Genomic DNA, 15,334 nt, shown 5'->3' on the forward strand with positions numbered 1-15,334 from the left:
TAATAGAACGATAATCCTTTTTGATTCAAATAATAGTATGAATAGAAATGCTATTATTTTCAAACTACCCAGTTGACAAAATATAGTTCGGTGATTATAATGTAATAGCAAATGATAATTATTATCAATAAGAATACGCAAGATGCCTGAATAGAAGAACCGTTTAGTAAAGCAAATTTACTTTCGCCCGGGTATACTTGATATGAAAGAGGATGTTCATTATGACTTTAAAAAATGGAGTAATAGGGTCCAGCTACACTGTTTCTTCCCTGGACCTTGATCTTGTTACTATGAGAAGATTGGAAGCCCTGGGATTAACAAAGGGAACAAAAGTAAGAATATTAAATCGTAATCGCGTTGGCTCTGTCATATTAATGGTAAGAGGAAGCAGATTGGCCTTGGGAAGCAAAATCGCAGGAGCAATATTAACGAAGGAGGCATCGGCATGAGAGAAGAGCTACAGGTAGGATTTGTCGGTAATCCGAATTGCGGGAAGACTACACTTTTCAATGCATATACTGGTGCAAATTTAAAGGTGGCAAACTGGCCCGGAGTTACGGTTGAGAAAAAGGAAGGGGCCTTTAAATATCATGACCATAAGTTCAAGCTTGTAGACTTGCCCGGAATTTACAGCCTGACCTCCTATACCATGGAAGAAAGACTAACCAGAGAGTATATCCTGGATTCTAATGTGGATGTTATTGTCAATGTAGTGGATGCCTCCAGTTTAGAGCGTAATCTATATCTGACACTGCAGTTAATTGAGCTGGGAAAGCCGATTATACTGGCGTTGAATATGATGGATATTGTAGAAGAGAGAGGAATGGAGATCGATCTTCACAGACTTCCGGAGATGCTAGGAGTGCCGGTTATTCCGGTATCGGCGCGAAAGAAGACTGGACTGGATATCCTTATGCATACGGTATCCCATCATAAGGATAAAGGCTTTGATCATAATCTTGAGCATCATCATGCCAATCTTTCCATTAAGGAGATCCGTCATAAGCATCAGCATCATAATGAATATCCGGTAGTATATAGTGATGAAATAGAAGATAAAATTGATGAAGTAAGTGAACTGTTACATAGCAAATACGGAAATGTCAATAATCTGAGATGGCATGCGATTAAAATTTTGGAGCTGGATCAGGGTATCCTGGAAAAATACCCTCTCAAGCTAACCGGTGTTGTCGATCATAGTTATGAAAGTGAAATCATTAATCAAAAGTATGATTTTATTGAGGAAATCATCGAAGAGGTTCTTGTGAACAAGAGTAAGAAGTCGGAAGCAACGGATCGTATTGATGGTATATTAACTCATCGATACCTTGGACTTCCTATATTCCTTGGAATCATGGCACTCATTTTTCTCCTGACATTTCAGATCGGTGATTTCTTAAAGGGAGGATTTGAGGTTGCACTGGATGCGTTCTCGGTAACAACCTTGAATTTCCTGGTTAAAATAAATGCAAGCGACTTTGTTACCTCTCTTATTGTTGATGGAATTATTGCGGGAGTTGGAGGAATATTGACCTTCCTTCCCAATATATTTATTCTCTTCCTGGCTCTTGCATACTTAGAGGATAGCGGATATATGGCGAGAGTGGCATATGTTATGGATGGGATAATGGGTAAACTGGGATTGTCCGGAAGGGCGTTTATCCCTATGTTGTTAGGATTTGGATGTACCGTTCCTGCAATTATGGCCTCAAGATCTCTTGAAAATATGCAGGATCGCCGTAAAACAATACTGGTAACGCCATTCATGTCCTGTAGTGCCAGATTACCCATATATGTCCTGTTTTCAGAAATGTTTTTTGAGGACATGGCGGTGGTAGCAGCATTTTCCATGTATTTAATCGGGATCGTAGTTGCTATTATCGTTGCATATGTTATGAAGGATAGGAAGGAGCTTAATGCAGGGAACACGCTGTTAATTGAGCTTCCTGAATATAAATCTCCCAATGTAAGAACGATATTAATCTATGCGTGGGAGAAGGTGAAGGAGTACTTAACTAAGGCCGGAACTACGATTTTCGCAGCTTCAGTAGTAATCTGGTTTGTTCTGAACTTTGGACCATCAGGCATGGTAAGCGATATGTCCCAAAGCTTTGGAGCCATCATTGGAAAGGCTATCGCTCCGGTACTGGCACCCGCCGGTCTTGGCCTATGGCAGATTGTAGTGGCATTAATATCCGGAGTGGCTGCCAAGGAGGTAGTAGTATCCAGCTTCAGTGTATTGTTTGAAATTAATAATATTACCTCTCCTGACGGTATGACAAGCCTTATGGGAATATTAGGCCAGTATGGTTTTGGAGCTTTAAATGCTTATTCGTTAATGGTATTCAGCTTACTGTATATACCATGCGTTGCCACAATCGGAGTAATACAGAGGGAAATGAGATCCATTAAATGGACTGTGTTCACCGTTGTGTTCCAGCTCGGTGTGGCACTGCTGATGTCGACACTGATTTATCAGATTGGAAGTCTGTTTCTATAAGAGATGTGCTTCGATCAAAGCGTTCCTATCTAACATATAATAAATAGGAAATTATCATTTCTTAAGTGATAGGTGCATGTATTGGAAAGGATGAAAGGAGGAAATAAGAATGGCAGAAATCATCATTGTTTCATTAATTGTCGCTTACACAGGATTTGTCATCTATAAGAAGGCCAAGGACAGGAAGGAAGGAAAATCCTGCTGTGGGGGTTGTTCCTCCTGTCCTGGCGAAGCAAAATGTAATAGGGAACGATTATTAATTAAGAAAAGTAAATAAATGGATCAGGGCTGTTGTATTTTGTATAAGCAGGGATTATAACTTTCCTCAAGTACTGACAGAAGTACAGTTTGTTAATTCGGTATGTCTCAAACGAACATTAAGTTCGTTCTGTTCATACAGAATTCAACAACATTATTTCTGACAGTGCATTATGGAAAGCGATAATCCCTACATTTATATAGTGCGGCAGCCCTGTTGTTTATATTAAGGGAAGAGCTGATATTTTATATAGGTAGCAAGCATTTGAAATAATTTTAAAAATAAAAAAGGAAATAGGAAGACCTTGTAGAATATTAGTAGTATAGGCCTAGAAGAGAATTTCGGCGATGATTATGGAAATAATGACTGTTAATACTTGCGATTACTCCCAAGTTTTCTGAAAGGAGGAATTGAATGGAGTTTGGTATGAATATCAGACAGAAACTGGAGCAGAGAGAACATGAGATATTGAGTCCCTTTGCAGCGTTTTCAGATCAATCACAGGGTTGTGAGATATATGAAGAACCGTGTGACATTCGACCAATTTATCAGAGAGACAGGGATAAGATATTACATTCGAAGGCATTTCGCAGGCTGAAGCATAAAACACAGGTATTTCTTGCTCCAGAGGGTGATCATTATCGTACAAGACTCACTCATACTCTGGAGGTGTCGCAGATAGCTCGAACGATTGCAAAAGCATTGCTGCTGAATGAAGACCTGACAGAAGCGATTGCTTTGGGACATGATCTGGGCCATACGCCATTTGGACATGCCGGGGAACGAGCATTAAACCGTATCTGTCCTGGCGGATTCGAGCACCATTTGCAGAGTATCCGCGTGGTCGAGGTGATTGAGAAGCATGGAAAGGGGCTTAACCTCTCCAGGGAGGTACGGGATGGGATACTAAATCACAAGTCAGCAGGAAATCCTTCCACGCTTGAAGGAAAGATTGTACGTATTTGTGACAAAATTGCTTACATTAATCATGATATTGATGATGCGATTCGCGGGCAGATTATGAGAGAAGAGGATATCCCAAGAGAATTTACCGATGTGTTGGGTCATAGCCTGGGAGAGCGTTTGGATACATTGGTACATGATATCATTACGAATAGTGAGAACCACAATGATATCATCATGTCACCTAAGATTAAGGATGCAATGCAAAAGCTTAGAGAGTATATGTTCAAAAGCGTATATATGAATAAAAAGGCGAAAAGCCAAGAGGAGCAGGCAGAACGACTTCTGGAACAGCTCTTTGTATATTATCAGGAGCATTTGGAGCTTTTACCGAAAGAATATTTAAATCGCATGGAACAACGACAGGAGCCCTCCTATCGTGCAGTCTGCGATTATATTGCCGGTATGACGGATACCTATGCCGTATCAAAATTCAAGGAATTGATGATACCATCCTCCTGGAGTGTATATTAATATAGTTTTACAGAAGAGGGCGAGTTTACATGGAAGGAGTATACAATGTTTTATTCGGACGAGCTAGTGGAAGAAATCAGAAGTAAGAATGATATTGTAAGTGTAATTGGCTCCTACATAAGATTGCAGAAAAAGGGCAGTAATCATATGGGGTTATGTCCCTTTCATAATGAGAAGACTCCCTCCTTTTCCGTTAGTCCGACCAAACAGATGTATCATTGCTTCGGATGTGGAGTCGGAGGCAATGTATTTACCTTTATTATGGAGTATGAAAACTTTACCTTTGTCGAAGCGTTAAAGTTCTTAGCAGAACGTGCCGGAGTAGCCCTGCCGGAGAGGGAATACTCAGAGGAAGCTAAGAGGCAGTCAGATATGAGAGCCAGGCTTCTTGAGGTGAATAAGCAGGCAGCGAAGTATTTTTATTACCAGCTGATATCTCCCAGAGGACAGGCAGCCCATGATTATTTGGTTCAGCGAGGATTAACAGAGGAGACGATCAAGCAATTTGGATTGGGCTATTCCAACAAATATAGTGATGATTTATATAAATACTTAAAAGGCCAGGGTTATGAGGATGAGTTTCTTAAGACGTCAGGTCTGGTAACCATTGACGAGAGAAAAGGAGCAACGGACAAGTTCTGGAATCGGGTAATGTTTCCGATTATGGATGCTAATCACCGGGTGATCGGCTTCGGTGGCCGTGTGATGGGCGATGGAATGCCAAAGTATGTGAATTCTCCGGAGACGTTGATATTTGATAAAAGCCGAAACCTTTATGGTTTGAATTTCGCAAGAGCCTCCCGTAAACAGTATTTATTGATTTGTGAAGGCTATATGGATGTCATAGCACTGCATCAGGCAGGCTTTACCAATGCAGTTGCCGCTTTGGGAACAGCATTTACAATATTTCATGCAAACTTATTAAAACGTTATACCAATGAAGTGCTATTAACCTTTGATAGTGATTCTGCAGGAACGCAGGCTGCACTTCGGGCAATACCAATTCTGAAGGAAGCCGGACTAACGGTGAAGGTGATTAATATGAAGCCTTACAAGGATCCGGATGAATTCATTAAGGCTCTGGGAGCAGAGGAATATGCTAAGAGAATTGCAGAGGCGAGAAACAGCTTTTTCTTTGAAATCGATGTACTACAATCGGAGTATGATATGGCAGATCCGGAGCAGAAGACAAAGTTCTTCCACGAAACGGCTAAGAAGCTGCTAGGTTTTACAGAGGAGCTCGAACGGAACTTCTATCTGGATGCCGTGGCTAAGAATTATCAGATTGATGTGGAACAGCTTCGTAAGGTGGTTAATAAGCTGGGTTCTCAGATCGTTGTCGGACTTGGTGAGCCAAGAGAATATCATACGGATGCTAATAGAGGTAAGAAGACGACGGAGGATGGAATTTCAAAGTCGCAGAAATTACTGCTGACCTGGTTGATAGAGGATAATACCTTGTTCGATAAGGTGGCAGAGATTATTGGTCCGGAGGATTTTACCGAGGGTATCTATCATGAAGTAGCGGTCCAGGTATTTGATCAATATGAGAAGGAGAAGACGGTTAACCCTGCAAAGATTATTAACTGCTTTCAAAGCAAGGAGGAACAATCTGAAGCAGCTGCCCTGTTTTCTGCCGGTATACGAGGAGAAATGGATGATGCCGGATGGCAGAAGGCCTTATCAGATACCATTATGCGTATTAAGGAGAATAGTCTGGATATGAAGAGCCAGAAGGCGATAGAAGCTAATGATACTGAGCTGCTTATGCGAATTATTGCAGAAAAGACACAATTAAAAAAGCATAAATTTTCATTTCACAATTAACCAGTACCAGTGTTCTGCTGAACACGGCGAATAGGCAGGGACCTAGTAGAAACTGCATATTTCATCAAATGATGGTTAAAATATAAAAAGAGTTTAAGAAGGAAGGATTATCTATGGACGAAAATATAGTAAAGTTTACGGAAAGACTGAAGGAGTTATTGGCTTTTGCCGAGAAGAAGAAAAATGTGCTTGAATTTCAGGAGGTAAATGATTTTTTCGCAGATATGGAGCTGGATGCTCAACGTATAGAAAAAATCTACGATTTCCTGGACAAGCATAATGTAGACGTTCTTCGTATTTCCGAAGAAGATGAGGAAGATATTATTCTGGATGATGACGAAGAGATGGAGCCCATAGATCTATCAGTTCCGGAGGGTATTAATATTGATGATCCGGTCCGTATGTATCTGAAGGAGATTGGTAAGGTTCCCCTTCTGAATGCGGACGAGGAAATTGAGCTGGCAAGAAAGATGGAAGACGGTGATGACTATGCGAAGAAACGTCTTGCAGAAGCAAACCTGCGTCTGGTTGTCAGCATAGCTAAGCGTTATGTTGGACGAGGCATGTTGTTCTTGGATTTGATTCAGGAAGGTAACCTTGGTTTGATTAAGGCCGTGGAGAAGTTTGATTATCGCAAGGGTTATAAATTCAGTACTTATGCAACCTGGTGGATCAGACAAGCAATTACCAGAGCAATTGCGGATCAGGCGAGAACCATCCGTATTCCGGTTCATATGGTCGAGACAATTAATAAATTAACCCGTGTTCAAAGACAATTATTACAGGAGTTAGGCAGAGAACCATCTCCAGAGGAGATTTCCGAGGTTATGAATATGTCCGTTGACCGTGTCAGAGAAATTCAAAAGATATCTCAGGAACCGGTATCCCTGGAAACACCCATTGGTGAAGAGGAAGACAGCCACTTAGGCGATTTTATACAGGATGACAATGTTCCGGTTCCGGCAGATGCCGCTGCATTTACCTTACTGAAGGAGCAGCTGGTGGAAGTACTTGGAACTCTGACCGAACGAGAGCAAAAGGTACTTCGTCTTCGTTTCGGTCTGGATGATGGCAGGGCACGTACATTGGAAGAGGTAGGTAAGGAATTCAATGTTACGAGAGAACGTATCCGTCAGATCGAAGCTAAGGCATTGCGTAAGCTAAGACATCCCAGCCGTAGCAGAAAGCTGAGGGATTATCTGGAGTAATTCACCTGGGTAAGTAATAAGAATTATAAAAAGAAGGACAGGGTTCCGTTACTAAGATAGTCGGGAGCAAGTCCTTTCTTTTTTGAATGGATTATGGAATTATTATTCTGCTGATAAGCCTGCACATAGCATTAATTTATTATGGAAAATATTACATACCTATGTTAACATATTAATACGGTGTTTCGTTTAGAATGTCATTATATGATAGAATTTTATAAGTGCTATAGTTGTAGAAGTTTGATATAATAAAGAATTTTATCACGCTATAAAGATTTGTTTTACTATAAATTTGATTAAGAAAAGGACTCACAATATGCAACTTTCAGATCGTTTGCTGGCAGTTACAAAGCTCGTTACACCGGGAAACCGCGTAGCGGATGTGGGATGTGACCATGCCTATACCTCCATTTTTCTGGTGGAACAGGGAATATCACCCTACGTAATTGCCATGGATGTGAATCAGGGACCCATTGACAGAGCGAGGGAAAATATCATTCGATATGGACAAAAGGCTTATATCGATGTTCGTAAATCCAATGGTCTGGAAAAGCTGGAGCCAGGAGAAGCAGATACCGTTCTCATTGCAGGAATGGGCGGAAGACTGACCCTGCAGATTCTGTCGGATTATCCGAAGGTAACAGCAAGTATTCGGGAATTGGTACTACAGCCACAGTCAGAAATTCATCTGGTTCGCAGGACACTACAGGATATGGGATTTCTCATCGTGAAGGAAAATATGCTTAAAGAAGACGGTAAATATTATGTTATGATGAGGGCGGTGCCAAAGGTTCTGATCGAAGATGAATGCCCCTATGTACTTACAGAAGATGAACATTATTATTATGGCCGTCAGCTATTGGAGCAGAGAAATTCTGTATTGGTCGAGTATTTAGAATGGGAGAAGGAGCTTTCAGAGAACATAGTATCAACACTTTCCAAAGAAACAACGGAGAATGCGGATCAACGAAAACAAGAAATAAAGGATAAGCTGGATCTGATTAAGAAAGGACTTGGGTATTATAGGTATTAGTTTTGCAATTACCTATACCATGATAAAAAATGAAAGGAAATGCGTATGAATACAAATATGAAGGTTGAGATTAATGGTTCTGTGTATGAATATCCGAAGAACATATCCCTGCTTGAGATTAGTAAGGATTTTCAGAAGGATTATAGCGATCAGATTATTCTTGCTTTTGTGAATAATAAGCTTAGGGAATTATTTAAATATGTAAGTAAAGATTGTAAGATCAGTTTTGTCACCATAGGAGATGATGCCGGACATAAAACCTATGTACGAGGAATCATATTGGTTATGTTAAAAGCTTTCTATGCAGAATTTGGCTCTGTGAACATAGAAAAGGTATCTGTTGAATATACCATCGGAAATGGACTATTTTGTGATTATGTAGGAAAGGTTCCCTTAACAAAGGAGCGCATCCAGGCAGTCAAGAATAGAATGAAGGAATTGATTGAACGGGATATTCCTTTTGTTAAAAGGAGTGTCGGAACGGATGATGCCATCGAGCTATTCCGTCAATACGGGATGTACGATAAGGAAAAGCTGTTCCGTTACCGTCGAGTATCCAAAGCGAATATATATAGTCTGGATGGATTTGAGGATTATTACTATGGATATATGCCACCTAGCTCCGGCATGCTGAAATACTTTGATCTTATGCAATATGATGATGGGTTTATGTTAATTCTACCCAACAAGAAAACGCCTACAGTGGTGGACAAGTTTGTGCCACAGGTTAAGCTGTATGAAACACTTAAGGAAGCAAACCAATGGGTTAAAATGATGGATATACCCAATGTGGGAGCTTTAAACGATGCCAATGCCAGTGGGAAGATGAATGAGTTGATCTTGGTACAGGAGGCACTTCAGGAGAAGAAGATCAGTGATATAGCGGAAACCATAAAAAAGGCTGGTGGCAAGAAATTTATCATGATAGCCGGTCCCTCCTCCTCTGGTAAGACCACTTTTTCCTATCGGCTGAGTATCCAGTTAAAAGCACATGGGTTGAAGCCCCATCCGATTGCAGTGGATAATTACTTTGTGGATCGGGAAAATACTCCCAAGGATGAGAAGGGTAATTATAATTTTGAAAGTCTCCAAGCGATTGATCTTGAGCAGTTCAATAAGGATATGACGGATTTATTAAATGGAAAAACAGTAGAGATTCCTTATTTCAACTTTGTATCAGGTAAAAGAGAGTATAAAGGGAACTTCCTAAAGCTAGGACCGGAGGATATTCTGGTAATTGAAGGAATTCACGGATTAAATGATGCCCTTTCCTATTCCCTGCCAAGGGAAAGTAAGTTTAAGATATATATCAGTGCCTTGACCTCACTGAATATTGACGAGCATAATAGAATATCAACTACGGATGGGCGACTCATACGCCGTATGGTACGAGATGCACGAACCAGAGGCGCTTCAGCGCAAGCAACCATCCGGATGTGGCCATCTGTACGAAGGGGAGAGGAGGAGAATATCTTCCCATTCCAGGAGGATGCCGATGTTATGTTCAACTCCGCATTAATCTATGAACTCGCTGTATTAAAGCAATATGCAGAACCGATCTTGTTTGGTATTGACCGGAATTGTGAAGAGTACGTGGAAGCAAAGAGACTACTCAAATTCCTAGACTACTTTATCGGTGCACCAAGCGAAGCGGTTCCGAAGAACTCCATATTGAAGGAATTTGTTGGCGGAAGCTGCTTCAAAGTATGAGATTGGAATAAAAAGAAGAGGCTGTTGCAAAAATTTATCAGCAGGGCATATAACTTACCTCACACACAGACGGAAGTACATATTACTGATTTTGTATGTCTCATGCGAATATAAATACTCGCATGAGACATACAAAACACAGCAATAAGTTCTTCCGACAGTGCATTATGGTAAGTTATATGCCCTGCATATTTTATGCAACAGCCGTTCTTTTTATTAGCGCGTACGCGCTGTTAAGTGCGAATTAGAAGGTGATGTGCTATCAAGTGCGAATTAGAAGGTGATGTGCTATCAAGTGCGTATTAGCGAAGAGATGATTTGATAGAGTGAACTTGTATAAGATAAAAACGGAGATACTCGTGGAGCGAGTTTCTCCGATTATTAATTTTTGCAATAATGGTTGTATGAGCAGCACGATAAGCCGGGTTCTGTCTTGAATGGTCATCTATCTTGACCACATGTTACCATGTGGCTCAAGTATCCGCTTTCGCAAATACTACGCGACCTACCCTAAAGCACGGCGGGCAACCGTATCGCTTTATGTTCGGTCTTGCTTCGGGTGGGGTTTACATCTGCCTCTGTTGTTACCAACAAAGCGGTGGTCTCTTAAGCCACCTTTCCATCCTTACCAAAGATCATATCTGACAGGTCAGATATGATTTGGCGGTTTATTTCTGTTGCACTAGCCTTGGAGTCGCCTCCACCGGACGTTATCCGGCACCCTGCCCTGTGAAGCCCGGACTTTCCTCACCTCATAAAAGGCGCGACCATCTGTGCTACTCACAGGTTGTATTCTACCATGGGCAAGAATAAAAGTAAATGAAAATTAGTGGAATAAGTCAAATGTGTTGCAGTACTATTAGGATGTACTCCTTTGTATCATGGGGAATTTCTTGATATTAAGAAAAATTTAAAGATTTCCTGTTATTGATATGTTAAGATAAGAAAAGATGAAATGTATTAGGATAAAGAATCACTGAAAGAGATTTATACCAATGGAGAGGTTACATTATATATATGAGTACTAGGAGGGATTATGGATGGAACAGGTCGGAATTTTAGTTGTAGATGATGATACGGATATTGCTGATCTGGTAGAAATTCATTTGGTAAGTGAGGGATATCAGGTCCATAAGGCGAATTGCGCCCGGGAGGGATTACAGATATTAGACAATGAGGATATTAAGCTTGTGATTCTGGACATTATGATGCCTGGAATGGACGGTCTTACGATGTGTAAGAAAATCAGGGAGAAGAGTACCATTCCCATTATTATGCTCAGCGCTAAGTCCACTGATCTGGATAAAATAATCGGGCTTGGAACCGGAGCAGACGATTATGTCATTAAACCGTTCAATCCTTTGGAATTGACCGCTAGAGTAAAGTCACAGCTCCGTAGATATACCAAGTTTAATCCAAGCTCTCATGACGAGAAGCAGGATAAGGAAATTGTCCTTGATCATCTTATTATCAACAAGGAAAATCATCGCGTCAATGCATATGGTAAAGATGTGAAACTAACACCAATAGAATTTGATATATTGTATCTTTTGGCAAGCAATGTAGGACGTGTATTCTCAACGGATGACATCTTTGAACGGGTATGGAATGAAAAAATGTATGAAGCAAATAATACCGTCATGGTGCATATCCGACGGATACGAGAAAAGATTGAAATGGATTCAAGAAATGCACAGATAATAAAGACAGTGTGGGGAGTTGGATATAAAATTGAAGAATAATAGTATATTAAAAAGCTTTCGCTTTGAGATTGTGCTATACAGTCTGCTTAGCTTATTATATACACTGTTGTCCTTAGCTATGATCTATGTTGGTATTTATATTATTTTCCATATGAACCTTCAACAGCTGTCAGGAGCCACTGCTGTCTTAGCAACCATCGTAATGGCGGGAATGGGGCTTCTTCTATTTGTTGTCTATTTTCTTCTGCTCAGTAAGAAATTTATCAATTACATTAAAAAGATTTCTGAGGGGATTAGTGAGATATCCCATGGTAACTTTGATAATCGGATTGATATTCGTAATGGGGATGAGTTTGCGCTAATTGCTGACAAGCTAAATCAAATGGCGGATGACATCAAAAGAATTATGGAGAATGAACGTAAAAGTGAAATTGCCAAAAATGAGCTGATAACCAGTATTGCCCATGATTTACGCACACCGCTGACCTCGATTATCGGGTATTTAGATCTGGTATCCTCTAAGGAGTTATCCCATGATACACAGATGAAGTACATAGGAATTGTATATAACAAGTCAAAACGTCTGGAAAAGCTGATTGAGGATTTGTTTACCTTCACAAAGTTTAATTTTGGAGAGGTTAAGGCTTCCTATAGAGAAGTAGATATGGTAAAGCTTATGAACCAGCTGATTGATGAGTTCTATCCCAGCTTTGCAGAAAATCAGTTGGAATATGCGTTTAAGACGGAGAGCAGTTCGGCGATAATCACTGCTGACGGAGATTTACTTGCAAGAGCCTTTGCAAATCTCATTAGTAATGCAATTAAATATGGTAAAGAAGGGAAAAACATATTAATTGAGCTGAAAAAGTCAGAAGATGGTGTAATCATTGAGATAACCAATTATGGAGGAATGATACCGCAAGAGGATTTAGAACGAATATTCCAGCGCTTCTACCGGGTTGAGAGCTCCAGGTCCCGTGAAACAGGAGGAAGTGGTCTTGGTCTGGCCATTGCAGCAAGTATTGTTGAAATGCATGGTGGTAAAATTGTTGCGAGAAGTGATGAGAAGGAGACTACCTTCACGGTACGACTAAAATCATTTCCTGCATTAGAGAACTAAAGAGAACTAAGATTATTACTGTACAGACCAGGCTGAATATGCCATAAACAAATTGAACCATCGATAATTCTACAATCAGGCCGATACATTTCGAATGTAGGATAGATGCCTGTTAGAATTTCCGATGGCTTCAATTTGCGAAACTATGAAAACGGAAGAAGAAAAAATATATTGATATTATACCACATAATTCAAATAAAGGTAGTCTTTTTTTTAAAATTAAAAAAATGTTAACATTTACAATTTTCTCTATATTCTAATACTCTTTTCGATATACGAAGCTTCTGAAATAAAGAAGCATAAGTAATCTCGTCCATTCCATCTATAAAATTCTGCGGAAAATTCTTGTGAATTCCTTTGTTTTTTAATATAAGTGAAGCTTTGTTATATGCGATCGCAGCTTCTGCTTCTGTTGAATAACGACCTATCAGATAATCTCCATTCAGATGTATTTTAGCAATGTATAGAGGCTTGCCTTTATGCTGCTTTCTTATTACACCATGAAAATGATTGATAATATTGACGTTATGATACCGGAAGTCATAGGGATCACCATTGACAAACTCATAGTCCCTTCCTAGTACAGCATAATTCTTAATTCCATAACGGGAAAGAATATTAACCTGCATTCCGTAATCCGATACAAAGAGGTGACCGCCCCGCTTTAGAATCTTATGATGGGCATAATAAAACAGATCCTCAGCATCGAACTTCAGACAGTAATCAGGATCAATATAATATAAGAAGTAACGCTTCTTAATATAAATGGGATTTTTAAAGTAAATGTTGTTATCTCTAAAGTTAATAAGAACGACCCATTTGTGGAAGCTTAGGATACAGGAAGGGGGATAATCCTCAATACCCCATTCAGAAGGGAGTGTTAGTATTTCTGAGGCCAGTAAATATGCCTGGTTTGCCTGAGCTTCAGTAATATAACTCCCGAGACTGATATGCTTCCCGTGATACGTAATGGACGCTCTGTAATAATTACTACCGTCCTTCTTCGTTGCTGAATATACTCCCGGTAACAATGAGGTATCACCTCCACTTTGTAATCGATTACCAATTAGCTTAATTATAGCTGATTACAGCCTGAATCGCAAGAAGCGACAAAATCTCAGCGTAGCCAGGGAACTATTTCGGACCGACATATAAAATGTTAACGAAATATTAAATTCCATATATGTAGAACGGCCCTATTTTCAATGAATTCCGTACTAGCGTAGTAGAAAAATGCATAAAATTGAGAGAGTGTAAGTAAAATATTTAATAAATAGTTAACAAATTGTTAAAATTATCTTGTGAAAAATATATAAATTGAATTCGTATATGCGATGAAAGATTAGCATAATTAACAGTTGATGGAAAATGAAGGTAATCGATTATCATGGCAAATAACGAAAATAGGGTCTAGTTATTGACATGAAAAATTTGGTTGAATATAATGCATGATAGCGTTACCAATTATACCAGAAAATGGAAACGCAAATTACTTATGATGGAAAATATAAGAAAAGAGGAAAGGTTTATGTCTATAATAAATTCGTTTCTTCAAAAGAGAAAAATGCATGAAAACCATCATGGCATCTTTATGGTTGCGATTGCATATATTCTGTCCTTTGTAATGCTGGTTCTTGGATCTGATGTATTTTATAATATCAATTCCGCAGCCGCAGGCATTAACATGGTTACTGAAGAAGAAACAAACGAAGCCACGAATAATGAAGTAGTGGTAGGACAAATAATGAAGGCTAATTTACAGCAGGTACAGCTTGTTAATCCCTATGGAATAGCAGCTGGCCAGGATAACAGTGCAGATACTCAGGGTAGTATCCAGCCACAAGGAATGGATACACCTAAGAAATCTATTCAGATTAGTACGACATCTGAAGCTGCTGTCAATGATTTTCAACCTGAGAATCAGGATACCATATGGCTCTTAGGTAACGCTATGAGTGGTGCTGAATATGATATCCTTATGGATCAGGCGGCGGAAAAGGTATTGCTGGACAAAAAGAGCAAGAAGGACAAGAAGTCAGACAAGAACAAGAAGGATGAAGCGTCAGCTGAGACTATGGCAGACGAATACATCATGACGGTATCGGATCAGGAAATTGAGATGCTCCAGCGAATAGTGGAAGCGGAGGCTTCTGGTGAAGACATCATCGGTAAAATACTGGTTGCCAACGTGATATTCAACCGTATTGAGGACGAAGAATTTCCTAACACCATTGAAGAGGTAATCTTTCAAAAATCCAATGGTGAGTATCAGTTTTCTCCGATTAAGGACAAGAGATATTGGTCAGTTAAAATATCTAAGGAGACAAAAAAAGCAGTGGAAAGAGCCTTAAAGGGTGAGGACCATTCAGAAGGAGCCCTTTATTTTATAGCCAGAAAGAGGACAAAGTCTGGTAACGCAAAATGGTTCGATAGCCATCTGGACTGGTTGTTCCAGCATGGTGGACATGAGTTCTACAAATAGTAAATCGTCACCACACAACTGGTAAGTGAAAAACCGGTACATTGTGCGGGCATAT

At 39.8% G+C, this 15,334-nt stretch carries 12 protein-coding genes and 1 other RNA gene; 11 read left to right on the plus strand and 2 right to left on the minus strand.

Going from position 1 to position 15,334, the window contains the following annotated elements:
* Positions 1-221 precede the first annotated feature (221 nt).
* From H0486_RS03565 to H0486_RS03600, 8 genes are all read left to right on the plus strand, one after another.
* Complete coding sequence (locus H0486_RS03565) at positions 222-449, plus strand: FeoA family protein (RefSeq protein WP_228351679.1); 228 nt, start codon at positions 222-224, stop codon at positions 447-449.
* Complete coding sequence (gene feoB / locus H0486_RS03570; protein WP_228351680.1) at positions 446-2,500, plus strand: ferrous iron transport protein B; 2,055 nt, start codon at positions 446-448, stop codon at positions 2,498-2,500. Before H0486_RS03565 ends, feoB begins: the two co-directional genes overlap by 4 nt.
* Positions 2,501-2,609: 109 nt before the next feature.
* A complete protein-coding gene (locus tag H0486_RS03575) occupies positions 2,610-2,777 on the plus strand; it encodes a FeoB-associated Cys-rich membrane protein (RefSeq protein WP_228351681.1) in 168 nt (55 codons plus the stop codon).
* A 408-nt stretch (positions 2,778-3,185) separates the two neighbouring features.
* Complete coding sequence (locus H0486_RS03580; RefSeq protein ID WP_228354358.1) at positions 3,186-4,196, plus strand: deoxyguanosinetriphosphate triphosphohydrolase; 1,011 nt, start codon at positions 3,186-3,188, stop codon at positions 4,194-4,196.
* Positions 4,197-4,241: 45 nt separating this feature from the next.
* Positions 4,242-6,023: a DNA primase gene (gene dnaG / locus H0486_RS03585; protein WP_228351682.1), complete on the plus strand. Its 1,782-nt coding sequence runs from the start codon at positions 4,242-4,244 to the stop codon at positions 6,021-6,023.
* Positions 6,024-6,136: 113 nt separating this feature from the next.
* Positions 6,137-7,231, plus strand: coding sequence for an RNA polymerase sigma factor RpoD (gene rpoD, locus H0486_RS03590; RefSeq protein WP_228351683.1), 1,095 nt, complete (start codon positions 6,137-6,139; stop codon positions 7,229-7,231).
* 316 nt (positions 7,232-7,547) lie between these two features.
* Positions 7,548-8,264 carry a tRNA (adenine(22)-N(1))-methyltransferase gene (locus H0486_RS03595; protein WP_228351684.1) on the plus strand — a complete coding sequence of 239 codons (717 nt, stop codon included), beginning with the start codon at positions 7,548-7,550 and terminating at the stop codon, positions 8,262-8,264.
* Between the two features lie 45 nt (positions 8,265-8,309).
* Complete coding sequence (locus H0486_RS03600) at positions 8,310-9,974, plus strand: nucleoside kinase (protein ID WP_228351685.1); 1,665 nt, start codon at positions 8,310-8,312, stop codon at positions 9,972-9,974.
* 401 nt (positions 9,975-10,375) lie between these two features.
* Here the strand turns inward: H0486_RS03600 and rnpB are convergent.
* An RNA gene (gene rnpB, locus H0486_RS03605) (RNase P RNA component class A) lies at positions 10,376-10,757 on the minus strand.
* A gap of 257 nt (positions 10,758-11,014) precedes the next feature.
* Between rnpB and H0486_RS03610 the strand changes: the two genes are divergently transcribed.
* Together H0486_RS03610 and H0486_RS03615 are read left to right on the plus strand one after the other, a co-directional pair.
* A complete protein-coding gene (locus tag H0486_RS03610; RefSeq protein ID WP_228351686.1) occupies positions 11,015-11,716 on the plus strand; it encodes a response regulator transcription factor in 702 nt (233 codons plus the stop codon).
* A complete protein-coding gene (locus H0486_RS03615; RefSeq protein ID WP_228351687.1) occupies positions 11,706-12,797 on the plus strand; it encodes a HAMP domain-containing sensor histidine kinase in 1,092 nt (363 codons plus the stop codon). The genes H0486_RS03610 and H0486_RS03615 overlap by 11 nt, the downstream gene beginning before the upstream one ends.
* 230 nt (positions 12,798-13,027) lie before the next feature.
* Here the strand turns inward: H0486_RS03615 and H0486_RS03620 are convergent, their stop codons facing one another.
* A complete protein-coding gene (locus tag H0486_RS03620; protein ID WP_228351688.1) occupies positions 13,028-13,828 on the minus strand; it encodes an AP2/ERF family transcription factor in 801 nt (266 codons plus the stop codon).
* Between the two features lie 497 nt (positions 13,829-14,325).
* Here H0486_RS03620 and H0486_RS03625 point away from each other — a divergent pair, with 497 nt between their 5' ends.
* Positions 14,326-15,279 carry a cell wall hydrolase gene (locus H0486_RS03625; RefSeq protein ID WP_228351689.1) on the plus strand — a complete coding sequence of 318 codons (954 nt, stop codon included), beginning with the start codon at positions 14,326-14,328 and terminating at the stop codon, positions 15,277-15,279.
* Positions 15,280-15,334: the final 55 nt, after the last annotated feature.

Source organism: Variimorphobacter saccharofermentans (assembly GCF_014174405.1).
Taxonomy (GTDB): Bacteria; Bacillota; Clostridia; order Lachnospirales; family Lachnospiraceae; genus Mobilitalea; species Mobilitalea saccharofermentans.